This window comes from Nocardioides sp. GY 10113 (genome assembly GCF_004919105.1).
In the GTDB taxonomy this organism is placed as follows: Bacteria; Actinomycetota; Actinomycetes; order Propionibacteriales; family Nocardioidaceae; genus Nocardioides.
This window is the reverse complement of sequence record NZ_STGK01000006.1, coordinates 1-23,660: the sequence shown is the minus strand read 5'-3', so window position 1 is coordinate 23,660 and position 23,660 is coordinate 1. Positions and strand designations below refer to the sequence as shown.

The window sequence follows — 23,660 nt, the reverse complement described above, 5'->3', positions numbered from 1 at the left end:
GAGGTCGAGCGGGTGGGTGTCCGGTGATCGTCGCGCTGCTGGTGTCGACGGGTGCGTCGTGGGAGGCCGCGGCCTTCGGGGCGCTCAACGCCCACCCGGGCATCGTCGTGCTCAAGCGCTGCGTCGACGTCGCCGACCTGCTGGCCACCGCGAGCACCGGGCAGGCCGAGGTCGCCGTGGCCCATGCCCAGCTGACCGCGCTCGACGCCTCCGTCCTCGCCGAGCTGGAGCGGTACGGCGTCCGGGTGGTCGCCGTCGCGGACGATCCCGGCGCCGGCCTCCCGGCAGTCTCCCGTGCGGTCGTGCGGTCGGTGGTGCCGGCCGGCGCACCGGACGAGCTGGTGGCCGCCGTGCTGGAGGCGCCCGCCCCGGCGCGGGCCGTCGACCGCACGCCGGCCGCCGGTGACGAGGCGCCCGGCGACGAGCAGGCCGGTGCCGTCGCGGCCGGGCCGCCGGAGGCGCCCGGCCCGGTGCTCGCGGTGTGGGGGCCGGCCGGCGCTCCGGGCAGGTCGACGCTGGCGGTGGCGCTCGCGGCCGAGCTGGCCCGCCGTGGCCGCTCCACCCTGCTCGTCGACGCGGACCCGTACGGCGGGACGATCGCGCAGCAGCTCGGCGTGATGGACGAGGTCTCCGGGATCCTCGCCGCGGCCCGGCTCTCCGCCGCCGGTGGGCTGGCGCCGTGGGTGGCGACGGTCGAGCGCACGGTCTCCGAGCGGCTGCGGGTGGTCACCGGTCTGCCCCGGGCCGACCGGTGGACCGAGGTGCGACCCGACACGGTCGCGCAGCTGGTGGAGGCCGCCGCGAGCCGGGGCGCGGTGGTGCTCGACACCGGCTTCAGCCTGGAGGTGGAGCCGGGTGTCGACCCGCTGAGCCGGCCCGCGCGCAACGGGCTCACGCTCGAGGCGCTCGAGGTCGCCGACGAGGTGGTCGCGGTCGGCGCGGCGGACCCGGTCGGCCTGGCCCGCCTCGCCCGGGGCCTCAGCGAGCTCCGGGACCGGGTGCCGGGGGTGAGCGTCCGGGTGGTGGTCAACCGGATGCGCCCCAGCCTGGGCTGGCGCGAGCGCGACGTCGCGGCGATGCTGGCCGGCTTCGGCGCCGAGCGGGGCGTCCACTTCGTGCCGGAGGACCAGGCGGCGCTGGATCGGGCGCTGGTGGCCGGGCGGACCCCGGTGGAGGTGGGGGAGTCGGCGCTGACGCGCTCGGTGGCCGCCCTGGTCGAGGAGATCGCCGGGAGCGCCGGGCGAGCGTCCGCGCCGCCCGTGCTCAGGCGTTGAAGAGCAGGTAGAGCCCGCCGGCCGTGAACGCGACCATCACCACCAGCAGCGGCAGCTGGCCGATGACCTGGTGGCGCCGCGGCAGGATCTCCACCGCCCGGTCGTGGGCCGCGACCGCGGCGGCGATGTGGCCGGCGACCACCGCGAGCACCTTCGTGGTGGCGAGCACCGTCGGGTGGTAGGAGAACCAGTACGACGGCTCCAGCCCGGCCGTGCCGAGCATGTCCCAGCCGCGCCCGAACGGGTCGCTGGCGCGGGCCAGGGTCTGGGTGCCGACGTCGATCAGCAGCGTCAGGTAGTGGGCCACGATGTAGCCGGCGATGATCGGCACCATCGAGTGGGCGAACATCGCCGGCAGCTGCCGGTGCGGCACCGGCAGGTCGGCGAGCTCGAGCCGGCGCCGCCCGCTGGCGGCGACGTCGATGCCGACCAGGCTGCAGGCCAGCGACAGCGCGCCGACGGCGACGCCGCAGAAGACGAGCAGGCCCAGGTTGTCGAGCGTGAACTTCGACCAGGAGGCGTCGTAGGTGGTGCTGATCCAGAAGCTGGACTCACGGAACGAGTCGAAGGCGGTGCTGCCGAACAGCACGCCGACCACCGCGACCAGGCCCGGACGCGGGGTGACCGTGGCCAGGTTGGCCAGCGGACTGCGCACCACCAGCCGGCCCTCGTGCCGCGCCCAGGGCGAGAGGTGTGCGATCAGCGTCGAGTAGACCTCGAAGGGGTCGGCGCGCTCGTAGAACCGGTTGCCGAAGAGGGCGCCGCCGACCAGCATCGCCGCCAGGTAGATCGCGCACCACAGTCGCACCGCGCCGAGGTCGGCCGGGTACCGGTAGACGAGCTCGAGCCAGACGAACGCGTACAGGCCGAGCGCGGCGGGCCAGTGGCCGAGCCGCTCGGGGTAGGCGAGGATCCCCTGCTCGGGGTCACCGCCGGAGACCTTCGCCAACAGGGCGTTGATGGTGCGCACCGGGCTGATCGCCCGCCACACGGGACCGAGCAGGAGGGAGGCCGCCACCAGGCCGACCCACCACCAGACGTAGACGATCCCGAAGAACGGGTTGGTCAGCGCGTTCTGGCCGGCGACCGCTGTGGCGGCTGTGAAGAGCAGCAGCACCATCCCGACGACCCGCAGCGCGACGGCGGTCACCGGCGAGCCGGCGGCGGCGTCGAGCCAGCGCCAGGCCGGGCGGCCGCCCGGCGTCGCGTACCGGGGCGTGCGCCAGGCGACGATCAGCACCACGAAGGAGACGACCAGGGCGGCGACCGCGCCCGCGACGGCGTACGACAGCGGGATCGGGAGGTCGGCCTGACCCCCGATCCCGTGGGCCTCGATCACTGGACCTCGAGCTGCACGACCACCTGGTCGAGGTCGTGCGACTCGACGGCGACCACGCCGGGACGGTCGATGGCGATCTTGAAGGTCTGGGTGCCGGCCGGGTACTCCAGCTCCTGCTCGGGGTCGGAGTGGATGTGGAGCTCGCCGGGCTGGTCCGCGGTGACCTCCAGGTCGACGGGCTGGCCCGCCTCGACCTCGACCCGCTCGCCGACCGGGGTCACGGTGTCGCCGTCGAAGGTGATCCGGACGACCACCGGGTCGCTGGACCCGCTGCCGGACCCGGTCTCCCCGTTGTCGTCGCCACCGCAGGCGGCCAGCGCGGCGACCAGCGCCATCCCGCCCGCCGCCGCGGCGACCCCGCGCCTGAACCTCGGCCTGCTGCCCATCCGTCCGCCTTCCGTCTCCGCTGCCTCGCTGCTCGTGGCGAGCGCTGGCGGACACCCGTCCCCCGCGCCGCGTCGTCTGTCAGAATCTCACGAAGGTGGTCGGCCGGACCGGGCCGGATCGGGAGAGGGGTAGTCGTGGTGGATCGGGTGCGGCCACGGGACCTGACGTTCGTGGCTGAGGAGACGACCACCACGCCCGCCCACAACGCGACGATCGAGATCTTCGACCCCGGCGAGGGCGCCGACGCCCTGGACTACCAGCGGCTCGTCCGGCTGGTCTCGGACCGGATCGCCTTCGTGCCGCGCTACCGGCAGCGGCTGCAGTCGGTGCCCGGCCACCTGGCCAACCCGTTGTGGATCGACGACGACGCATTCGACATCGGCTTCCACGTACGCCGGTCCGCGCTGCCCCGGCCGGGCAGCACCGGACAGCTGCGCGAGCTGGTCTCGCGGATCATCTCCCGACCGCTGGACCGTGGCCGTCCGCTGTGGGAGGTCTACTTCGTCGAGGGCCTGGAGGGTGGTCGCGTCGCGATCCTCTCCAAGACCCATCAGGCGCTCGTCGACGGCGTCCAGACCGTCGACCTGGGCCAGCTGCTCCTCGACCCCTCGCCGACGCCGCGGAAGCTCGAGCCGGACGACTGGCAGGCCCGGCGGCCGCCGACCCCGGCCCACCTGGTCGCCGGCGCGGTGCACGACTCGCTGACCGACGTCGGGACGCTGCTGGACACCCTGCGCACCGGCTCCCGCGCGCTGGCCCGGGAGGCCGACATGCGCAGCCGTCGTACGCGTGGCTTCCTGAACGCCGTCACCGGTCGCCGGCCGCGGACCAGCGGGATGATCAGCGGACCCCTCTCCCAGCAGCGGCGGGTGGTCACCGTCGACACCCGGCTGGAGGACTACCGGAAGGTGCGCGACGCCCACGGCGGCACGGTCAACGACGTCATCCTGGCCACGATCGCCGGCGGTCTGCGGGGCTGGCTGATGGCCCGGGCGGAGTCGCTGGGCGGACTGCGCAAGGTGCGCGCCCTGGTCCCGGTCTCGGTGATCGACGAGGAGCTCGAGGCGACGTCGCTGGGCAGCCAGATCGCCGCTCACTACGTGGACCTGCCGATCGGCGAGCCCAGCCCCCTGGTCCGGCTGCACCAGGTCTCGTACTCCTTCCAGGCGCACAAGGAGACCGGCCGCAGCGTCGCCGCCAACCGGCTGGCCGGGATCGCCGGCTTCGCGCCCACCACGTTCCACGCGATCGGCTCCCGGGTGGCCGCCACCGAGCTCCGGCGCGGCTACCAGCTCTCCATCACCAACGTCCCGGGGCCGCAGACCCCGCTGTACGCCGCCGGCGCCCGGATGCTGGCCACCTACCCGGTGCCGCCGCTGGTGGCCGGGCACCCGCTGGTGATCGGCGTGACGTCGTACGACGGGGGCGTCTACTACGGGATCACCGCCGATCGCGACTGGATCCCGGACGTGGAGCTGCTGGGCACCTGCATCACCGAGGCGCTGGACGAGCTGCTCGACGGCTCGTCCCCGACGCGGCCGCGGGCGCCCCGCGGTCGACGCTCGCGCAAGTCCTGATCCGCACGTCCCGACCTTCCTGACCCGCCGGCGGCCCCGCGGGCCGGGGTTAGTGTCGACCGCATGGACGCCATCACCTACCCGCCGGCTCCATCCAACGAGCCGAACCTCACCTACGCGCCGGGCACCGCGGAGCGCGATGCCCTCGCGACCCAGATCGCCGAGCTCGCCGCGACCACCCACGACCTGCCCGCCCGGATCGGCGGCGACTGGGTCGCCGGTGGCGGGGAGGAGTTCGCGGTGGTCCAGCCACATCGCCACGCGCACGTGCTGGGCACGGCTCGGCACGCCAGCAAGGCCGACGCCGAGCGGGCGATCGAGGCCGCCCGGGAGGCCGCGCCGGCGTGGCGCGCCCTCTCCGCCGACGATCGCTGCGCCATCCTGCTCAAGGCGGCCGACCTCCTGGCCGGTCCGTGGCGCCAGCGCATCAACGCGGCCACCGTGCTGGGCCAGTCGAAGACAGCGTTCCAGGCCGAGATCGACTCCGCCTGCGAGCTGATCGACTTCTGGCGGTTCAACGTCCACTACGCCAAGCAGATCCTGGCCGAGCAGCCGATCGCCAACTCGCCCGGCGTGTGGAACCGCACCGACCACCGCCCGCTGGAGGGCTTCGTCTACGCGATCACTCCGTTCAACTTCACCGCGATCGCCGGCAACCTGCCGACCGCGCCGGCGCTGATGGGCAACACGGTGATCTGGAAGCCCTCACCCACCCAGCAGCTGGCCGCCAGCCTGACGATGGAGCTGCTGGTGGAGGCCGGGATGCCGCCCGGCGTGATCAACATGCTGCCCGGCGACGGCCTGGACGTCTCCGAGGTGGCGCTGCGCCACCCCGACCTGGCCGGGATCCACTTCACCGGCTCGACGGCGACCTTCCAGCACCTGTGGCGGACCGTCGGCGAGAACATCGCGTCGTACCGGACCTACCCGCGGCTGGTGGGAGAGACCGGCGGCAAGGACTTCGTGATCGCGCACCCCTCGGCGGACCCCGACGTGGTGCGCGTCGCCCTGCTCCGCGGCGCCTTCGAGTACGCCGGCCAGAAGTGCTCGGCCGCCTCGCGGGCCTACGTGGCCCGGTCGGTGTGGGACCGGATGGGGCAGGACCTCATCGACCAGACCGAGGACCTGCGGATGGGTGACCCCGCGGACTTCGGCAACTTCCTCGGCGCGGTGATCGACCGCCGGGCCTTCGACAAGCACGACGCCGCGATCGCCCGCGCCTACGCCACGACCGGGCTGACGGTGGCCGCCGGCGGAACCCTGGACGCCGAGGAGGGCTACTTCGTCCGGCCCACCGTCGTACTGGCCGACGACCCGACCGACGCGATGTTCTCCACCGAGTACTTCGGCCCGATCCTGGTGGTGCACGTGTACGAGGACGGGGACTTCGAGCGGGTGGTGACCCAGGCCGAGGCGGCGGCGCCGTACGCGCTGACGGGCGCGGTGATCGCCCGGGACCGCGGGGCGATCGCCTGGGCCGCGGAGACCCTGCGGTTCGCCGCGGGGAACTTCTACGTCAACGACAAGCCGACCGGCGCGGTGGTGGGGCAGCAGCCGTTCGGCGGGGCCCGCGCGTCGGGCACCAACGACAAGGCCGGCGCGCCGGTCAACCTGATGCGCTGGACCTCGCCGCGCTCGATCAAGGAGACGCTGGTGCCGCCGACGGACCACCTCTATCCGCACATGGCCCCCGGTGGTTGAGGTGCGAGCGTAGCGAGCCTCGAAGCCACCACCGACGGGTGTGCCTCGGTTTCGAGGCTCGGCGCCGGGGCGCCTCGCACCTCAACCAGCGGCGGCGCTCGGCCCGATCAGGCGAGGTACTCCTTGGCCGTCCGCTCCTCGGCCCGCAGCGCGCTGCCGAGCAGCTTGCTGATCAGGTCCTCGATCTTGCCGCCGACCAGCGGGATCTTGATCGTGATGTCGAGGGTGACCGTGCGCGTGGTCCGGCCGTCGGCCTCGGCGAGCACGGAGGTGCCGCGGATCTCGCCGGGCTTGCCGGGGATCGCCATGGAGACACGGGCCTCGCTCGCGCTCTGCCACTCCTCGGTCTGCACCAGCGTCGTCTCGGTGCCGACGATCTTCTTGGCGAACGAGGGCACCTTGTCGGTGGGCAGGGTCATCTGGACGTGGACCTGCATCCCCGGCCCGGGCGAGCCCTCGATGCTCACCTGGTGCGAGGTCGCGAGCTGGCTGCGGCATACCTGCTCGCGGAACTCCGGGTCGGCCAGCATCGCCGCGCTGGTGGCGGCGTCGGCGTCGTAGGTCAGGGTGTGGACCAGGCGGGTTGTCATCGCCGGTGGGCTCCTTCGGGCAGCCGGTGCGCGGGGTCCTGGCCCCGCCGTCGCCCCCCATCATCGCCGCAGGTCGGCGGCGCCGGTCCACGGGGTCGACGCCGGCCACCGCCGTACCGCTGCTTGGTTGTGATCGCGCCCGCGCGGTCCTAGTGTCGCAGGGGTGGCGGTGATGACGCAGCGTGACGCCGCGGAGGTGTCGGCCAGGCAGCGGCTCTTCGAGCAGGCGGCCGCCGCGGCGCAGCACAGCAAGGGCTCCGGCGGGCCTCCGCGGGAGCAGCTCGACGACCTGCTCCCGGCGTACTACCAGCACGTGGCCGCGGAGGACCTGCGCGGCCGGGCAGACCTCGACGTGTACGGCGCGCTCGCCTCTCACTTCCACCTCGGCGCCGAGCGCCGGCCGCACGAGCCCCGGGTCCGGGTGCTGACCCCGACCGTCGCCGAGCACGGCTGGTCGGCGGCGGGGCACACGGTGGTCGAGGTCGTGGTCGACGACATGCCCTTCCTCGTCGACTCCCTGACCATGGAGCTGTCCCGGCAGCTGCACGACATGCACCTGGTCGTGCACCCGACGTTCGACGTGGAGCGCGACGAGGAGGGCCGGCTGGTCGCGATCGCGCCGATCCCGCTGGGGGCCTCCGCGCCGGCGGAGGGGAAGATCCGCGAGTCCTGGATGCACGTCGAGATCGACCGCCTCTCCGGCAACGGGGACGACGCGGGTCGCCTGGCGGACGACATCGAGCGGGTCCTGGGCGACGTCCGCGAGGCGGTGGACGACTGGCCGGCGATGCACGACAAGGTGGAGGAGGTGGTCGCGGACCTGGCCGCCGACCCGCCGCCGCTGGAGGCCGAGGAGGTCCGGCAGGCGGCCGACCTGCTGACCTGGCTGGCCGACGAGCACTTCACCTTCCTCGGCTACCGGGAGTACCGCCTGGACCGGGAGGAGGTCGACGGCGTGGAGGACGACGTGCTCAGCGTCGTCCCCGACAGCGGCCTGGGCATCCTGCGCGAGTCGAGCACCGAGGCGAAGGAGTCGATGGCCTTCAGCCGGCTCCCGGAGGCGGTGAAGGCGCGCGCTCGGGAGCGCACGCTGCTGGTGCTGGCCAAGGCCAACTCCCGGTCGACGGTGCACCGGCCGGCGTTCCTGGACTACGTCGGCGTGAAGACCTTCGGCCCCGACGGCGAGGTCACCGGCGAGCGCCGCTTCCTGGGGCTGCTCTCCAGCGCCGCCTACACCGAGTCCGTGCTGCGGATCCCGCTGCTGCGGGACAAGGCCGAGGCGGTGATCCGGCACAGCGGGCTGGACCCGCGCAGCCACGACGGCACCGCGCTGCTGGACACGCTGGAGACCTATCCGCGCGACGACCTGTTCCACACCCCGGTCGAGCAGCTGGCGCCCATCGCCGCCGCCGCGATGCAGGCCCGCGAGCGGCGAGCGGTGCGGATGTTCCTGCGCCGCGACACCTACGGGCGGTATCTCTCGGTGCTGGTCTACCTGCCGCGTGACCGGTACAACACCGGCGTCCGGCACAAGTTCTCCCGGATCCTGACCGAGCAGCTCGGCGCGGACTCGGTGGAGTTCAACGTCAGCATGAACGAGTCGACGACCGCCCGGGTCCACTTCGTGGTGCGGCGGCCGCGGGGGGCGCTGATCCCCGAGGACATCGACACCGTCGACCTGGAGCGCCGCCTGATCGACGCCTCGCGCTCCTGGGACGACGACTTCCAGCAGGCCGTCCTCGCCGAGTACGGCGAGGAGACCGGTGCCGTGCTCGGACGCCGCTACGCCGAGGCGTTCCCGGAGGCCTACAAGGAGGACTTCGTGCCGCGCACCGCGGCGGTCGACCTGGGCCGGCTGGAGGGGATCGCCGGCGGTGAGGGCATCGACCAGAGCCTCTACGAGGACCTGGACGCGGCGGAGGGGGAGGCCCGCCTCAAGGTGTACCGGATCGGGTCGCCGCTGTCGCTCTCCCACGTCCTGCCGATGCTCTCCTCGATGGGGGTCGAGGTCGTCGACGAGCGGCCCTACGCCCTCAGCGGGGTGCCCCGGCTCTCCCACGTCTACGACTTCGGCCTGCGCTACGCCGGCGCGTACCCCGAGGACGGTCGGGAGTTGTTCTCCGACGCGATCCGGGCGATGTGGGACGGCTACAACGAGGTCGACGGGTTCAACCCGCTGGTGCTGCGGGCCGGGCTGACCTGGCGCCAGGTGACGGTGCTGCGCGCCTACGCGCGGTACATGCGCCAGGGGAACAGCCCGTTCGCCCCGGACTCGATCCAGGGCGCGCTGGTCGGCAACGTCGAGCTGGCCGCGCTGCTGGTGGCGCTCTTCGAGGCCCGGTTCGACCCGGCGTTGGACGACGACCAGCGGGACCGTCGTACGGCGGCGCTGGACGAGCAGATGCGCGCCGGACTGGACGCCGTGGCCAGCCTCGACCACGACCGGATCCTGCGCTCCTACCTCACCCACATCGAGGCGACGCTGCGCACCAACTACTTCCAGACCGCCGACGGCGAGCCCGACGGGCCGCCGAAGCCCTACCTGTCGCTGAAGATGGAGCCCTCGGCGATCCCGGACCTTCCGGAGCCGCGGCCCCGCTACGAGATCTTCGTCTACTCGCCGCGGGTGGAGGGGGTGCACCTGCGGTTCGGGCCGGTCGCGCGCGGCGGGCTGCGCTGGTCGGACCGGCGCGACGACTTCCGCACCGAGATCCTCGGCCTGGTCAAGGCGCAGATGGTGAAGAACACGGTGATCGTGCCGGTCGGCGCCAAGGGCGGCTTCTACGCCAAGAACCTTCCCGACGCCTCCGACCGCGACGCCTGGCTGGCCGAGGGGGTCGCCTGCTACACGACCTTCATCTCCGGGCTGCTCGACGTCACCGACAACCTGGTCGCGGGCCAGACGGTGCCGCCGCCGCGGGTGGTCCGGCACGACGGCGACGACGCCTACCTGGTGGTGGCCGCGGACAAGGGGACCGCGACCTTCTCCGACATCGCCAACGGGGTGGCGGCCGACTACGGGTTCTGGCTGGGTGACGCCTTCGCCAGCGGCGGGTCGGTCGGCTACGACCACAAGGCGATGGGCATCACCGCCCGGGGAGCGTGGGTCTCGGTGCGCCGCCACTTCCGGGAGATGGGTGTCGACTGCCAGACGGAGGACTTCACCTGTGTCGGCGTCGGCGACATGTCCGGCGACGTGTTCGGCAACGGGATGCTGCTCTCGGAGCACACCCGGCTGGTCGCGGCCTTCGACCACCGCGACATCTTCGTCGACCCCGAGCCGGACGCCGCCACCTCGTTCGCGGAGCGGCGCCGCCTCTTCGAGCTGCCCCGGTCGAGCTGGAAGGACTACGACCGCGCGCTGATCTCCGAGGGCGGCGGCGTCTTCCCACGGACCGCGAAGTCGATCCCGCTCAACGCCTCGATCAGGACCGCGCTCGGCATCGCCGGCGACGTGGAGCGGATGACGCCGGCCGAGCTGATGCGGGCGATCCTGCTGGCCCCGGTGGACCTGCTCTGGAACGGCGGCATCGGCACCTACGTGAAGGCCGAGGAGGAGACCAACGCCGAGGTCGGCGACAAGGCCAATGACGCGATCCGGGTCGACGGCGGGCAGCTGCGCGTGCGGTGCGTGGGCGAGGGCGGCAACCTGGGGCTGACCCAGCGGGGGCGGATCGCCTACGCCCGCAACGGCGGCCGGATCAACACCGACTTCATCGACAACTCCGCCGGCGTGGACACCTCCGACCACGAGGTCAACCTGAAGATCCTGCTGGACCGGGTGGTTGCCGACGGCGACCTGACCGAGAAGCAGCGCAACGCGCTGCTGGCCTCGATGACCGACGAGGTCGCCGACCTGGTGCTGCGCGACAACTACGACCAGAACCTGGCGCTGGCCAACGCCGCGCGCAACGCCCCCTCGCTGCTGCACGTGCACGAGCAGTGGATGCGGGACCTGAGCGCGAAGGGGGTGCTGGACCGGGACCTGGAGGCGCTGCCCTCGAGCAAGGAGGTGGCGCGCCGGGTCGAGGCGAAGGGGGCGCTCAGTCAGCCCGAGCTCGCGGTGCTGATGTCCTACACCAAGATCGCGCTGGCCGAGGAGCTGCTGGCCACGGACCTGCCCGAGGACCCGTACCTGGTGCAGGACCTGATGGGCTACTTCCCGGAGCCGGTGCGCGACGGCTTCGCGGACCAGGTCGCCCAGCACCCGCTGCGCCGCGAGATCATCGTGACCCAGGTGGTCAACGACATCGTCAACGGCGCCGGGATGACCTACTGGGCGCGGCTGGCCGGCGAGACCGGGGCGACCGCCGCGGACCTGACCCGGGCGAACTTCGTGGCCCGCGAGATCTTCGGCTCGCTGGCGGTCCGCAAGGAGCTGGCCACCTACGACAACGTGATCGACGCCGGCCTGCAGACCCGGATGCGGGTGGAGATGCGGACCCTCGTGGAGCGGGCCTCGCGCTGGCTGGTCACGAACCGCCGTCCGCCGCTGGACAGCCAGGCGACCGTCGACTTCTTCTCCGGCCCGGTGCAGCGCACGATGGCGGCGCTGCCGACGCTGCTGGTGGGCCGCGAGCTCGAGGCGTACGACGGCCGCCGGCGCGCCCTGGAGGGGCTCGGCGTGCCCGAGGACCTGGCCGCCCGGGTGGCGACCTTCGACGTCGCCTACAGCCTGCTGAACATGGTGGAGATCGCCGCGCGCGAGGACCTGGACGCGGAGGAGGTCGCGCGGGTCCACTTCGCCCTCGGCGAGCGGCTCGCACTCTCGGAGCTGCAGCAGCGGATCGTCTCGCTGCCCCGGCTGGACCAGTGGCAGACGATGGCGCGCGCGGCGCTGCGCGACGACCTGCACTCCGTGCACGCCCAGCTGACGGCCCAGGTGCTCGCCGGCACCGACGAGGGCCTCCCGGCGGCCGACCGGGTGGCGCAGTGGAGCGAGCAGGCCGGCCCGATCGTGGGCCAGGCGGAGGCGACGCTGCGCGAGGTCTGCGCCGAGGAGCATGTCGACCTCGCCCGGGCCTCGGTCGGGCTGCGGGTGGTCCGCTCGCTGCGGTCCTGACGCTTTCCTGCACGCGGCCGAGCGCGCTGGCTAGGGTCGTGCCATGGCTGCCATCGCGGCGCGCGACCTGACCAAGGCCTACGGGGACCTCGTGGCGGTCGACGGCGTCGACCTGGTCGTCGAGGAGGGCGAGTTCTTCGGCGTCGTCGGTCCCAACGGTGCCGGCAAGACCACCCTGTTGGAGATGGTCGAGGGGCTGCGGCCGCCCGACCGCGGGGAGGTCGAGGTGCTGGGCGGCTCGGTGTACCCGCGCAACCCCGGCCTGCAGCGCCGCGTCGGGGTGCAGCTGCAGGCCTCGTCGTTCTTCGAGCGGCTGACCGCGCGGGAGCAGATCCGGACCTTCGCCTCGCTGTACGGCGTGCCCGCCTCGGCCGCGGACGCCTGGCTGGAGCGGGTGGGGCTCGGTGAGAAGGCCGGCAACCGGGTCGAGGACCTCTCGGGCGGCCAGGCCCAGCGGCTCTCCATCGCGTGCGCCCTGGTCCACGATCCCGAGCTGGTCTTCCTCGACGAGCCGACGGCTGCGCTGGACCCGCAGGCGCGCCGGAACCTGTGGGACCTCCTCAACGACATCAACGAGGCGGGCCGGACGGTGGTGCTGACCACCCACTACATGGATGAGGCCGAGGCCCTGTGCGACCGCGTCGCCGTCATGGACGCCGGCCGGATCCTCGAGCTGGACACCCCCGCCGCGCTGGTCAGAGGGCTGGACGCGCCGACGCGGATCACCGTGGCGCCGGGCGTCCTCCGCGCCGAGCGGGCCCGCGGCATCGCCGGGGTCGACCGGGCCGAGGAGGAGCCCGAGGGCACCGTGATCACCACGCGTGACCCCGCGGGCGTCATCGGCGCGCTCGCTGCCGGGGGGATGCTCGACGGGGTGAGCGTCCACACCGGGACGCTCGAGGACGTCTTCCTCGCCCTCACCGGACGGGCGTACCGCGCATGAGCCGCACCGAGGGGACCAGCGGGCGGACCAGCGGGCGGACCAGCGGAGGCGCCGCGGGGGAGGTCGGCGACCGCGCGTCGTCGCCGTTCTGGTCGCTGTCGGCGGCGATCATGCGGGGCTTCGTCCGGGACCGCCCGTCGGTCTTCTTCGCCGTCGTGTTCCCGCTGATGTTCCTCGTGCTCTTCGGGGGGCTGCTGGGCAACCTGGGGGAGGGGAAGGTGCAGATGATCGTGGTCGGCGAGGTGCCACTGGTCGAGGACCTCCCGGACAGTGCACGCGCGGTCTTCGACGACACCTTCGAGGTGACCACCTCCTCGGACGTCGACGCCGCGGTCGGCGAGGTCCGCTCCGGCGACGCGGACGTCGCGATCGAGCAGCGGGGCGACACGCTCGTCGCGCACTACGCCGAGACCGAGCAGGTCCAGGCGGCGGTCACCCAGGGCGTGCTGCGATCGCTCGTGGACGCGAGCAACGTGGCCGCGAGCGGCCAGCCGCCGACGTACGGCTTCGAGTCCGAGCGGGTCGAGGACGAGTCGTTGACGGCGATCCAGTTCTACACGCCCGGCCTGCTCGGCTGGGCGGTCGCGATGAGCGCCGCGTTCGGCGCGGCCGCGACCCTGCAGGGGTGGCGGCAGTCCAAGCTCCTGCGGCGGCTGCAGCTCGCCCCCGTTCCGACCACCACGGTCGTCGGCGCCCGGGTCGCGGTGACGGTCGTGGTCGCGCTCGGCCAGCTCACGATCTTCCTCGCCACCGGCGTGCTGCTCTTCGGGCTGCAGCTGACCGGCGCGTGGTGGATGTCGGTGCCCCTCATCGTCGCCGGCACCTTCTGCTTCATGGCGGTGGGCCTGCTGTCCGGCGCGGTGGCGAAGACCACCGAGGGAGCGGTCAACATGGCGAACTTCCTGGTGCTCCCGATGGCGTTCCTCAGCGGGGCGTTCTTCCCGCTGGACGGCGCGCCCGGCTGGCTGCAGACGCTGTCGGACCTGATGCCGCTCAAGTGGCTCAACGAGGCGATGACGGACGTCATGGTGCGCGGCGAGCCGGCGTCCTCGGCGATCGTGCCGATGCTGGTGCTGGCCGCGTTCGCCACCGTGACGACGCTGGTGGCCGCCAAGGTCTTCCGGTGGGACACCGCCTGAGGGCCGACTGAGCTCCCTGCTCGGATCCCTGCTCGGATCCCGGCTCGGATCCCGGCTCGGATCCCTGCTCGGATCCCGGCTCGGATCCCGGCTCGGATCCCTGCTCGGATCGTGGCCGCGACTTCGTCGGGGGGCGCGGTTCGTACGTAGGATCACCGGCGGGTACGGGCAGACGGAGAACAGGGCGGGCATGAGCGGTGGTCGGCGCAAGGCGCAGCGTGCCGCGCGCGGTCCCGCCCGGGTCCCGGTCGCCGGTCTCGTGCTCGGGGTCGTGGCGATCGTGCTCGCCGTGGCCCTCGCCGCCTACCTGGTGGTGAGCAGTGGCGCCGAGCCGTCCGCACCGCCGTCGGCGGGGACGACCCCGGCGGTGTCGTCGGGCTCCACCGCCACGACGGCGTCCGCCTCCTCGGAGGAGACCACGGCCGCGCCGGAGCCGCACGAGCGGTACGCCGCGCTCGCGGCCGACCTCCGCCGCCTGACCCGGGACTGCGGGTCGCCGCGGCGGACGGGCTCCGGCCGCAGCGAGGTGCTGCGCTGCCCGACGGAGTGGGGCACGCTCCAGCTGACCACGTACGCCGCCGCCAAGGACCTGGTGGCGGCGCGCGGCGACGTCCTCGACCAGCGGGTCGGGTCCCTCGCCGCGCCCGGGAGGGCCGCCACCTACTACAGCCTCGACCCGGCGGTGGCGGGCGGCTCCGCGCGGGCGACGATCTACTGGGACGACCGCGCGGCGCGGCAGTCCGCCCACCTCGTCGGGGACCGGGGCGCCGCGCTGGCCACCCTGCGCCGGGCCGCCGCGAGCGCCCAGCCGAGCGTGACGGCGCCGACCGTGCCGGCCGACCGCGGGCTCACCGAGCTCGCCGGCATCTTCTCCCTCACCGACTGCCGCCGGGTCCCGGTCCGGATCGCGGGGGAGTCGGAGGAGAGCGAGTGCCGCTGGAACGGCACCACGGCGCGGGTCGGCCGTTTCGAGGCGGCCGGCGGTCTGCTGTCGCTGCGCGCCGAGGCGGCGGCAGCGGCGGACGACCAGGACGAGGGGCTCGCCGACTTCTGGTTCCACGACACCAACGGCGAGGAGGGCCGCCAGCGCGGCGAGCCCGAGCAGGGCAAGATCTTCGGCTACACCGACGCCACCGGGCAGCCTGCCCTCTACCTCGACGACACCTCCTGCCCGTGCTGGATCAAGCTGAGCGACGCCGGCGCGGAGGACCCGCGGGCCCTCTACGACCGGGTGTTCTGAGCCGCTCCCCGGCTCGGCGCGAGGCGTTACATTGGCGAGGAGAGGTCGAGCGAGCACGGAGGTTCCCACCGATGGTGCTGGCTGCGGGCGTCGAGGCGGACGCCGAGGCGCCTGAGGTGGACGGGTGACGCCGCTCGTCGTCGAGGTCGATGGCCGTGTGCTGCGCCTGGACGGCAAGAGCCGGTTCCTGATCGGCCGCGCGATCGAGGCGGACGTGCTGCTCACCGCGACCTCGGTCTCGCGCCGGCACGCCGAGCTGCGGGCCGACGAGCGCGGCTGGCTGCTGGTCGACGCCGGTAGCCAGTTCGGCACCTTCGTGGACGGGCGCCGGATCGGCGAGCTGAGGATCGAGGGCCGGGTCGTGGTCCGCTGCGGACCGCCCGCCTCCGGGGTCGAGCTGGTGATCACCCCCGCGGACCAGGTGCCCGCCGACGAGGCGGACGCGTCGGCGCCGGTGTCCCCGGCGCCGATCGCGGAGCCGCCGGGGACGACCAGCACGGAGCGGCCTGCCCCGGCGCCAGCCCCGCCTGCGCCGGAGGCCCCGGTGCCGCCGGGGGAGGACCGTACCGAGGTCCTGGCCGCCTATCCCGGACCGCGGGCGGCCGGGCCCCGCGGGCCGGCCCCGGACCGGACGGGGCCGGACCTGCTGCTGGTGGCCGAGGGGCGCGAGTACCGGTTCCGGCACCCCGCCCAGATCAGCGTCGGGCGGCGTACCGACTGCACGGTGGTGCTGACCGACCCCGCGTGCTCGCGGCAGCACGGCCTGGTCCAGGGGGTGCCCGGCGCGTGGACCTATACCAACGTCTCCGGTGAGGGCACCTTCCACGAGGGGCGGCGCGTGGCGACGCTCCGCTTCCACGAGCGCACCGTGCTGCGCCTCGGCCATCCCGTGGCCGGCCCCGAGCTCACGCTGGTCCCGATCCTCTCCGCCGCCGAGGAGGAGCAGCGCATCGCCCGCCGCCGCCGGCTCCGTCGGCTCGCCGTGGTCGGCGTCGCGGCCGCGGTGGTCGTGCTGCTGGTCGGCGTGGTGGCGGGGGTGGCCTGGTGGACCGGCGACCGCGACCAGTCGGTCGGCCGGCCCGTGGAGCCGACGCCCAGCGGGACGGGTGGGTCGGGTGGCCTCGCCCGGGCGGACCTGGACGCGGCGAAGGCGGCCACCGTCAAGATCAGCGCGGAGAGCTACTACCTCGACGACCCCGGGCGCAGCGTGATCACCTACGGCGGATCGGGATCGATCCTGCGCTCGGACGGGCTGATCCTCACCAACGCCCACGTCGCGGCGCCGGAGGCGCCGGGGATCGCCGAGCAGTACGGCCAGGGCGAGGCGATCGCGAACCCCGACTATCTGCTGATCTCGCTCACCGACGGCCTGACCGACACCAGCGAGCCGGCCGCCTATCGGGCGCGGGTGGTGGAGGCCGACGGATACCTCGACGCCGCGATCATCGAGATCTACGCCGACGCCGGTGGGAGGCCGCTGACCACGGAGCCGGACCTGCCGACGGTCCCGATCGGCAGCTCGGCGCCGCTGCGCGCCGGGGACGACGTGACGGTGCTCGGCTTCCCGGCGGTGGCCGGCGCCGGCGACTCGATCACGGTGACCACCGGCGTGATCTCGACCGTGCTCAACGACCCGCAGCTGGGCCCCCGCTCCGAGCTGGACACCGACGCACGGATCGCGCCCGGGAACTCGGGCGGGATGGCGATCGACGACGACGGTGAGCTGATCGGCATCCCGACGTCGCTCTACATCGACCCGTCGAGCCCGGTCGCCAGCGGCCGGATCCGGTCGATCGACGCGGTCAAGGACCTGATCGCCGACGCCGAGGCAAAGGTCGGCTGAGCCCTCGGCTCAGCTCGCCTTCTTCTTGGCGGGGGCCTTCTTGGCCGCTGTCTTCTTGGCCGCTGTCTTCTTCGCCGGTGCCTTCTGGGCCGCTGTCTTCTTCGTCGGTGCCTTCTTCGCCGGGGCCTTCTTCGCGGGAGCGTCGTCGGACTCCGAGTCCTGCTCCGCCGCCTCGGGGGCGTCCTCTCCGCGCGCGGTCTTCGCCGCCTCCACCGACCGCTGCAGCGCGGCCAGCAGGTCGACGACCTCGCCGCCGGTCTTCGTCGACGTCGGGGTCCGCTGCACCTCGCCGCCCTCGATCTTCGCCCGGACCACGGCCTGCACCGCCTCGGCGTAGTCGTCCTCGAACTCGCCGGGGTCGAAGTCGCCGGCCAGCGTCTCGACGAGCATCCGGGCCATCTGCACCTCGGCGTCCTTGACCTCGCCGGTCTCGACGGTGAAGTCCGGGGTGCGGATCTCGTCGGGCCACATCATCGTCTGCAGCACGATCACGTCGCCGCGGACCCGGAGGACCGCGGTGGTCGTCCGCTGCCGCAGCGCGATGGTGACCACGGCCATCCGGTCGGCCTCGACCAGCGCCTGGCGCAGCAGCGCGTAGGGCTTGGCCCCGGTCGACTCCGGCTCGAGGTAGTAGGACTTCTCGAAGAGCATCGGGTCGATCTGGTCGCTGGGCACGAACTTCTCCACCGAGATCTCGCGCGACGACGTCGAGGGCAGCCCGGCCAGGTCGTCGTCGGTGAGCACCACCATCTCCCCGTCCTCGGTCTCGTAGCCCTTGGCGATGTCGGAGTAGGCCACCTCCTCGCCGTCGATGGAGCAGACCCGTTGGTAGCGGATCCGGCCGCCGTCGGCGGCGTGCACCTGCCGGAAGGAGACGTCGTGGCTCTCGGTCGCGGAGTAGAGCTTCACCGGGACGCTGACCAGCCCGAAGGAGACCGCGCCCTTCCAGATCGCACGCATGGGCCGAGCCTACGCGCCCGCACCGACCCCCGGTTCTGGTGAGATGGGAACGTGCCCGCCCCCGCCGACCTGCGTCCGATGCTCGCCGCACCGGGCGAGCACGTCCCGGCCGGCGCCGGCTGGCGGCACGAGGTGAAGTGGGACGGGGTGCGCGCGCTGGCGTTCACCACCGGGGACGAGGGGGGCGTGGAGCTGCGCAGCCGCAACGGCAACCGGATCACCGAGGCGTGGCCCGAGCTCGCCACGCCGCCGCCCGGACCGGGCCTGGTGGTCGACGGCGAGATCATCGCGCTCAACGAGCGCGGACTCCCCGACTTCCGGGTCCTCGCCGAGCGGATCCACGTGCGCAGGGCGAGCGCGGTCGCCCGGCACGCGGCCGCGACGCCGGCCACGTTCATGGCCTTCGACCTGTTGCGCGTCGGCGACGAGGACCTCACCGGCCTGCCGCTGGCCGAGCGTCGGGCCCGGTTGGAGGGCCTCGACCTCGGCGCCTCGGGGTGGCAGGTCCCGGCGCAGTACGACGACGGCGAGATGCTGCTGGAGGCGACCCGGCAACAGGGGCTCGAGGGGATCGTCAGCAAGCGGCTCGACTCCACCTACCGGCCCGGCGAGCGGTCCGCGGCCTGGCTCAAGTTCGCCCACCGGCACCGCGGCTCCTACGTGGTGGGCGGGTGGCGCCCGCAGACCGGATCGCGCCCCGGGAGCGAACGGCTGGCTGCGCTGCTGGTGGGCGAGCCCACCGCCGACGGCCTGCGCTACCGGGGTCGGGTCGGCAGCGGGATCGGCCCGAAGCAGTCGCGGCTGCTCGCCGAGCTCGTCGCCGGCCTGGGGCGCGCGGACTCCCCGTTCGCCGACGAGGTGCCCCGGGTGGACGCGGCCGGCACCCACTGGGTCGAGCCGCTGCTGGTGGTGGACGTGGACACCCACGGGGTCGGCTACGAGCGGCTCCGGCAGCCGTCGTACCAGGGGGTGCGGGGCGACCTGGTCCCCGCGGACCTGCTGCCCGGTGCCGCGGGGGAGGCGGGAGCGCGATGAGCGAGACCTGGGTCGAGGTCGAGGGTCGCACCCTCAAGCTGACCAACCTGGAGAAGGTGCTCTACCCGGCGACCGGGACGACCAAGGGGGAGGTGCTGGACTACTACGCGCGGGTCGCGCCGGTGCTGCTGCCGCACCTGGCCGGGCGCCCGGTGACCCGCGTGCGCTGGCCGCACGGGGTGAACGCGATGAGCTTCTTCGAGAAGAACGCTCCCGCCGGCACACCGTCGTGGGTGCGCACGGTCGAGGTGCCGACCACCGGGTCCCGCGGGCCGAGCCGGCACGGCGACACCCTGGAGTTCCCGATCGTGGAGGACCTGGCCACGCTGATGTGGATGGTCAACCTGGCGGCCCTCGAGCTGCACGTGCACCAGTGGACCGTGGACGACTCGGGGGAGCCGCGGGGCGCCGACCGGCTGGTCGTCGACCTCGACCCCGGCGACGGCGCCGGGCTGGGGGAGTGCAGCCAGGTGGCGCTGCTGGTGCGCGAGGCCCTCGGTCGCCGCGGCCTGGACGCCCGGCCGGTGGCCAGCGGCAGCAAGGGCCTGCACCTGTACGCCGAGCTGTCGGCGTACCTGCCCTCGGAGGAGACCTCGGAGGTGGCCCGGCTGGTCGCCGAGGAGCTGCAGGCGGCGCACCCGCAGCAGGTGACGGCCTCGATGACGAAGTCGCGGCGTCGCGGGAAGGTCTTCCTGGACTGGTCGCAGAACGCCGGCTCGAAGACCACCGTGTCGCCGTACTCGCTGCGCGGGACGGACCGGCCGCAGGTGGCCGCGCCGCTCACCTGGGCGGAGGTCGAGGCCGGCGCCGAGGACCCGCTGGCGCTGGAGCAGCTCGGCCCGGCGGCGGTGCTGGCGCGAGTGGAGGAGCACGGCGACCTGTTCGCCTGAGTCGCGTGCGCGTGCGCCGGGCGGGGAGGGGCGACGGGTGCCCAGCGTGACAGGTTGTTGCGGGGGGGCCGTCTCGCTCCGAGGAGAACCTGCATGAAGAAGTGTGGTCGCAGGATCGTCCAGCCCAGGCCTGATGACTGGAGCTCTGCGTCGGACAGCGCGTGCATCCGACCGTTGCGCGTGGGAGCGTCGTAGGCCGCACCGACAGCCGACATGCGCACGACGTGTTGCACGCCGGCGCCCTTGGCCGCTGCGACCGCGTTGGAGCTGGCGTGCGGAGCGTTGGCTCCCATGGCAGTGAGCAACCACAGCACGTCGACACCGGCGAGCGCCTCAGCCAGGGACGACGGTTCGTCAAGGTCACCGACGTACGTCGCGACGTCGGAGCGGTCCGGCGCTCGTGATGTGTGGCGTACGAGTGCCCGAACGTCCGCTGCCGACTGCCGCGCGAGCGCGCCGAGGAGCGCATTGCAGACATGTCCGTTGGCTCCGGTGACCAGAATGTTCATCAGGTGTGCCCTGACCTTCCGTGATGGTGGTGAGCAGAAGGGTGCGAGGCCCGAGGCGTCCGTCGAGTCGACCCAGAACTGGCGCTGCCTGGTTCTCAGTTCGCGAGCTGAGCGGCTTCGGCCGCGGTGCGCGCGTTGCCGTCACCGGCGGGGTCGCCCCGACCGGTCCGGAGCAGGCGTTGCAGGCTTCCGCCCGCGTACATCGTCCAGCCCTGCTGGCAGGCGTCGTAACACTCGAAGTCGGGGACCAGCCCGTCGTGGGTGAAGGTGAACCGGGTGGCCTCTCCTGCGTCGTCGACGTCGAAGACGATCTGGGTGCCCACCCACTCGGACTGGTCCTCGACGAAGGCGAGGTGGGTGTCGAGGACGAGCCAGACGACGCGCGTGTCACTCACCGCCTCGACACGGATCCTTGAGTGGTGGATGTCCTCGAACCGGTACTCGAACACGTCGCCGGGCGCTCGGGTCGGACCGACGATGTCGCCGGACCACCAGGCACGGACGTCGCAGATGGCTGAGATCACCTCACCTGGTGCGCGGTCGACGAGGTAGGTGGTGGTGAAGGAGTGTGGCTGCATTGAGTTCCCTTTCTCTGATGGGTCGGTGGTGGGCCGAGGGAGGAACGCCGCCGGCCATCGCACGGGCGGTGGCGTCGAGCACGCGCTCCCTCATCTCGCCTCAGCCATGGCAGCGTTTGCTCGCTGCAGACCCACGGCTGGGCCCTGGAGCCAGGCGTCGGCGAAGCTGGCTGACATCGCGTCGGGGAAGATGTCGAGCACCCCGTCGTCCACGGCATCGAGGACAGCGGCAGCGACGTCGCCCGGCGGGGACTTCGGGATGGCGAGGTCTCGCACCATGTCGGTGTCCATCGGACCGGCGTACACGGCGTGGACCGCGACGCGGGCCCTTTCGCGGATCGCGAGCGTCTGGGTCCATGACATGGCCGCGGACTTCGACGCCGAGTAGGACGCCATGCCCGGGATGGGGTAGATGGAGGCCAAGGACAAGACGTTGACCACCGCACCGCCGCGGGCCCGCAGGCCCGGCAGCATCAGGTCGGTGAGCCGGCGTGGACCCTCCACGTTCGTCCGCAGGTGCCGATGGAGAAGCGTGCCGTCGGTGAGCCAGTCGGCCACGCACAGGCCGGCGTTGTTGACCAGCAGGTCGACCGCACCCGCCTGTCGGGCGGCGTGGTCGATCGAGGCGTCGTCGTCGAGGTTCAGCTCGACCCACTCGGTTCCGCTGTCGGCTGGTGCCTTCCTGCTGGCGCCTATGACCAGGTCGGCGCCGCGCTGTCTCGCCGCCCTCGCCAGCTCCGCGCCCAGGCCGCGGTTGGCACCTGTGATCAGCACTGTTGCCCCGTCGAGTCTCGTGACTGCGTGGTGGACCATCGGGTTCTCCTCTCTGGTGGCGGCGCTCCCGGAGCGCACATCCATGAAGACACCGTCGCCACGAGGAACTGGTCACGTCCCCCATGCGTCGACGCCAGCGCCCTCGGCGCGCCAGTGCGCGATCGAGGGAACGTGCGCGCCGATCCACGAGCGGCGGGACCAACCGGGGGCGGGACCAGCCCGACGACCACTTCTGGAGAAACCGGGTGTCTACTCATCAAGGGAGTCGGTCACGACCAAGGAGGTTGACGTGGGCGACCTGCACGAGCTGTTGCGGGCGGCCCGCTCGGGGGACCGCGAGGCGTTCGACGAGCTGGTGGAGCCGCATCGCACCGAGCTCCTGGTGCACTGCTACCGGCTCCTCGGCTCCTACGAAGACGCTGAGGACGCTCTGCAGGAGGCGCTCGTCGCTGCATGGCTGGGGTTGCCGGGCTTCGAGGGCCGCTCGTCGATCCGCACGTGGCTCTACCGGATCACCACTCATCGATGTCTCAACCACGTCAGGGCCGTGGCGCGCCGACCGCAGATCGCGAACCCCCTGCCGGGAAGCCCACCGTCGCCGAGCAGCAACGGCGAGGTCGTGTGGTTGCAGCCGATCGGCGACCTCGATCTCGTGGACCTACCCGAGACCGCGCCGGGCCCGGAAGGCCGCTTCGAGATGAAGGAGGCCATCTCGCTGGCCTTCATCCGGGCGCTGCAACAGCTCCCCGCGCAGCAGCGCGCCGTCCTGATCGTCCGCGATGTGCTGGGCTATTCCGCACGCGAGACCGCCCAGCTGTTGGCGATCTCGGTGGACAGCGCCAACGGCGCCCTCAAGCGGGCGCGCGCCCGACTGAAGGAGGAGCAGGTCGACGGGACACGGTCCCGTGAGGTCACGGGCGATGAGCAGCGTCTCGTCGACACGTTCGTGGAGCGCTTCACCGGTGGCGACGTGGCTGGGGTCGTCGAGCTCTTCGATGACGAGATCTGGGTTCGGATGCCACCGCTGACGCTTGAGTACCACGGTCGAGAGGCGGCTGCCAGCTTCCTCGAGGCAGTCCGAGCACACACCGCCAGCCTGACCTCGATGGTTCCGGTCAGCTGCAACGGCCAGCTCGGGTGGGGAGAGTACGTCGCAGACCCCTCGACGGGGCACGAGTGTCTGACCGGCGTCCTCGTGCTGGACCTCCGCAAGGGTGCCATCGCCGCGCTCACCCATTTCGAGTCGTCGGTCGGGGTGAAGCTCGGGCTCCCTCGGATGCTTGCCTGATCGGGGCGGTAGGTCTCGCGACCTCCACCTGGCCGACAGCGTCGCCCCTGGCGCGTCGCGACCTGAGGCCCGTGCACGTGTATGTCGCGCCCGGTCACCCACAACGCCAACCGAGCGATCCGCGCCTGACGCACTCCGCCCGCCTGTGGGCGCGCCGGGTGGGGCGCACAGAAGGCGGGGCGGATGTCACCGGCGGCGGTGGTAGCGGTGGTCGCCGTTGGGGAGCTTGTCGGTGTCGTAGGCCGGGTCGTGGGTGCGGTGGTGGTGGAACCCGCACAGCAGGACGGCGTTCTTGAGGTCGGTCGCGCCGCCGCGGGACCAGGGGTGTTCGTGGTGTGCCTCGCACCAGGTGGCGGGGACCGAGCAGCCTTCCGCGCGGCAGGTGGTGTCGCGGAGCCGGAGCGCCTTGCGTTGGGCGGGGGTGAAGAGGCGGTGGGCGCGGCCGAGGTCGAGGACCTCGGACTTGCTGCCGAGGACGGCGGGGACGATCTTGGCGGTGCAGGCCAGGCGGCGGGCGTGGGCCGCCGAAAT

18 protein-coding genes are annotated in these 23,660 nt (G+C 72.9%); 11 read left to right on the top strand and 7 right to left on the bottom strand.

Translation table 11 applies throughout. The features are described from left to right. Positions 1-23: 23 nt before the first annotated feature. On the top strand, positions 24-1,274 hold the full coding sequence (locus E8D34_RS09375; RefSeq protein ID WP_136594377.1) for a chromosome partitioning protein: 1,251 nt from the start codon (positions 24-26) through the stop codon (positions 1,272-1,274). Here the strand turns inward: E8D34_RS09375 and E8D34_RS09370 are convergent. Both E8D34_RS09370 and E8D34_RS09365 read right to left on the bottom strand, forming a co-directional pair. Beyond that, positions 1,264-2,613 carry a hypothetical protein gene (locus E8D34_RS09370; RefSeq protein ID WP_136594376.1) on the bottom strand — a complete coding sequence of 450 codons (1,350 nt, stop codon included), beginning with the start codon at positions 2,611-2,613 and terminating at the stop codon, positions 1,264-1,266. The genes E8D34_RS09375 and E8D34_RS09370 overlap by 11 nt on opposite strands. Beyond that, complete coding sequence (locus tag E8D34_RS09365; protein WP_136594375.1) at positions 2,610-2,999, bottom strand: hypothetical protein; 390 nt, start codon at positions 2,997-2,999, stop codon at positions 2,610-2,612. The genes E8D34_RS09370 and E8D34_RS09365 overlap by 4 nt, the downstream gene beginning before the upstream one ends. A gap of 135 nt (positions 3,000-3,134) precedes the next feature. Between E8D34_RS09365 and E8D34_RS09360 the strand changes: the two genes are divergently transcribed. After that, entirely contained in the window at positions 3,135-4,577 is a 1,443-nt protein-coding gene (locus tag E8D34_RS09360) for a wax ester/triacylglycerol synthase family O-acyltransferase (protein ID WP_136594374.1), read from the top strand. A 63-nt stretch (positions 4,578-4,640) separates the two neighbouring features. After that, positions 4,641-6,278: an L-glutamate gamma-semialdehyde dehydrogenase gene (pruA, locus tag E8D34_RS09355; protein ID WP_136594373.1), complete on the top strand. Its 1,638-nt coding sequence runs from the start codon at positions 4,641-4,643 to the stop codon at positions 6,276-6,278. Between the two features lie 107 nt (positions 6,279-6,385). Here pruA and E8D34_RS09350 read toward each other — a convergent pair whose 3' ends face one another. Next, positions 6,386-6,868: a DUF2505 domain-containing protein gene (locus E8D34_RS09350; RefSeq protein ID WP_136594372.1), complete on the bottom strand. Its 483-nt coding sequence runs from the start codon at positions 6,866-6,868 to the stop codon at positions 6,386-6,388. A gap of 172 nt (positions 6,869-7,040) precedes the next feature. Between E8D34_RS09350 and E8D34_RS09345 the strand changes: the two genes are divergently transcribed. The 5 genes from E8D34_RS09345 to E8D34_RS09325 all read left to right on the top strand — a co-directional run bounded on the left by E8D34_RS09345 (position 7,041) and on the right by E8D34_RS09325 (position 17,095). Beyond that, a complete protein-coding gene (locus E8D34_RS09345; protein ID WP_136594371.1) occupies positions 7,041-11,930 on the top strand; it encodes an NAD-glutamate dehydrogenase in 4,890 nt (1,629 codons plus the stop codon). 43 nt (positions 11,931-11,973) lie between these two features. Further along, positions 11,974-12,873, top strand: coding sequence for an ABC transporter ATP-binding protein (locus tag E8D34_RS09340; RefSeq protein ID WP_136594370.1), 900 nt, complete (start codon positions 11,974-11,976; stop codon positions 12,871-12,873). Next, a complete protein-coding gene (locus E8D34_RS09335; protein ID WP_206056650.1) occupies positions 12,870-14,012 on the top strand; it encodes an ABC transporter permease in 1,143 nt (380 codons plus the stop codon). Before E8D34_RS09340 ends, E8D34_RS09335 begins: the two co-directional genes overlap by 4 nt. 190 nt (positions 14,013-14,202) lie before the next feature. Further along, positions 14,203-15,252: a hypothetical protein gene (locus tag E8D34_RS09330; RefSeq protein ID WP_168929388.1), complete on the top strand. Its 1,050-nt coding sequence runs from the start codon at positions 14,203-14,205 to the stop codon at positions 15,250-15,252. Positions 15,253-15,376: 124 nt separating this feature from the next. Then, the gene (locus E8D34_RS09325) at positions 15,377-17,095 is read left to right on the top strand and encodes an FHA domain-containing protein (RefSeq protein ID WP_136594368.1); all 1,719 of its coding nucleotides are present in this window, start codon (positions 15,377-15,379) and stop codon (positions 17,093-17,095) included. 9 nt (positions 17,096-17,104) lie between these two features. Here the strand turns inward: E8D34_RS09325 and E8D34_RS09320 are convergent, their stop codons facing one another. Beyond that, a complete protein-coding gene (locus E8D34_RS09320) occupies positions 17,105-18,055 on the bottom strand; it encodes a Ku protein (RefSeq protein WP_136594367.1) in 951 nt (316 codons plus the stop codon). Positions 18,056-18,106: 51 nt separating this feature from the next. Here E8D34_RS09320 and E8D34_RS09315 point away from each other — a divergent pair, with 51 nt between their 5' ends. Further along, positions 18,107-19,090, top strand: coding sequence for a DNA ligase (locus E8D34_RS09315; protein WP_240771252.1), 984 nt, complete (start codon positions 18,107-18,109; stop codon positions 19,088-19,090). Further along, a complete protein-coding gene (gene ligD, locus E8D34_RS09310) occupies positions 19,087-19,980 on the top strand; it encodes a non-homologous end-joining DNA ligase (protein ID WP_136594366.1) in 894 nt (297 codons plus the stop codon). Before E8D34_RS09315 ends, ligD begins: the two co-directional genes overlap by 4 nt. Before the next feature lie 604 nt (positions 19,981-20,584). Here the strand turns inward: ligD and E8D34_RS09300 are convergent. Both E8D34_RS09300 and E8D34_RS09295 read right to left on the bottom strand, forming a co-directional pair. After that, a complete protein-coding gene (locus E8D34_RS09300) occupies positions 20,585-21,067 on the bottom strand; it encodes an SRPBCC domain-containing protein (RefSeq protein WP_136594365.1) in 483 nt (160 codons plus the stop codon). Between the two features lie 90 nt (positions 21,068-21,157). Beyond that, positions 21,158-21,925: an SDR family NAD(P)-dependent oxidoreductase gene (locus E8D34_RS09295; RefSeq protein WP_136594364.1), complete on the bottom strand. Its 768-nt coding sequence runs from the start codon at positions 21,923-21,925 to the stop codon at positions 21,158-21,160. Positions 21,926-22,130: 205 nt separating this feature from the next. Between E8D34_RS09295 and E8D34_RS09290 the strand changes: the two genes are divergently transcribed. After that, complete coding sequence (locus tag E8D34_RS09290) at positions 22,131-23,129, top strand: RNA polymerase subunit sigma-70 (RefSeq protein WP_206056649.1); 999 nt, start codon at positions 22,131-22,133, stop codon at positions 23,127-23,129. Between the two features lie 186 nt (positions 23,130-23,315). Here E8D34_RS09290 and E8D34_RS09285 read toward each other — a convergent pair. Next, the coding region (locus tag E8D34_RS09285; RefSeq protein ID WP_136594362.1) for an HNH endonuclease signature motif containing protein at positions 23,316-23,660 on the bottom strand (345 nt) is incomplete at its 5' end.

Bases quoted from the DNA above. Each gene is read 5' to 3' on its own strand.
- E8D34_RS09365 (WP_136594375.1), bottom strand. From the start codon at position 2,999: ATGGGCAGCAGGCCGAGGTTCAGGCGCGGGGTCGCCGCGGCGGCGGGC.
- pruA (WP_136594373.1), top strand. From the start codon at position 4,641: ATGGACGCCATCACCTACCCGCCGGCTCCATCCAACGAGCCGAACCTC.
- E8D34_RS09350 (WP_136594372.1), bottom strand. From the start codon at position 6,868: ATGACAACCCGCCTGGTCCACACCCTGACCTACGACGCCGACGCCGCC.
- E8D34_RS09345 (WP_136594371.1), top strand. From the start codon at position 7,041: ATGACGCAGCGTGACGCCGCGGAGGTGTCGGCCAGGCAGCGGCTCTTC.
- E8D34_RS09340 (WP_136594370.1), top strand. From the start codon at position 11,974: ATGGCTGCCATCGCGGCGCGCGACCTGACCAAGGCCTACGGGGACCTC.
- E8D34_RS09335 (WP_206056650.1), top strand. From the start codon at position 12,870: ATGAGCCGCACCGAGGGGACCAGCGGGCGGACCAGCGGGCGGACCAGC.
- E8D34_RS09330 (WP_168929388.1), top strand. From the start codon at position 14,203: ATGAGCGGTGGTCGGCGCAAGGCGCAGCGTGCCGCGCGCGGTCCCGCC.
- E8D34_RS09320 (WP_136594367.1), bottom strand. From the start codon at position 18,055: ATGCGTGCGATCTGGAAGGGCGCGGTCTCCTTCGGGCTGGTCAGCGTC.
- ligD (WP_136594366.1), top strand. From the start codon at position 19,087: ATGAGCGAGACCTGGGTCGAGGTCGAGGGTCGCACCCTCAAGCTGACC.
- E8D34_RS09300 (WP_136594365.1), bottom strand. From the start codon at position 21,067: ATGCAGCCACACTCCTTCACCACCACCTACCTCGTCGACCGCGCACCA.
- E8D34_RS09295 (WP_136594364.1), bottom strand. From the start codon at position 21,925: ATGGATGTGCGCTCCGGGAGCGCCGCCACCAGAGAGGAGAACCCGATG.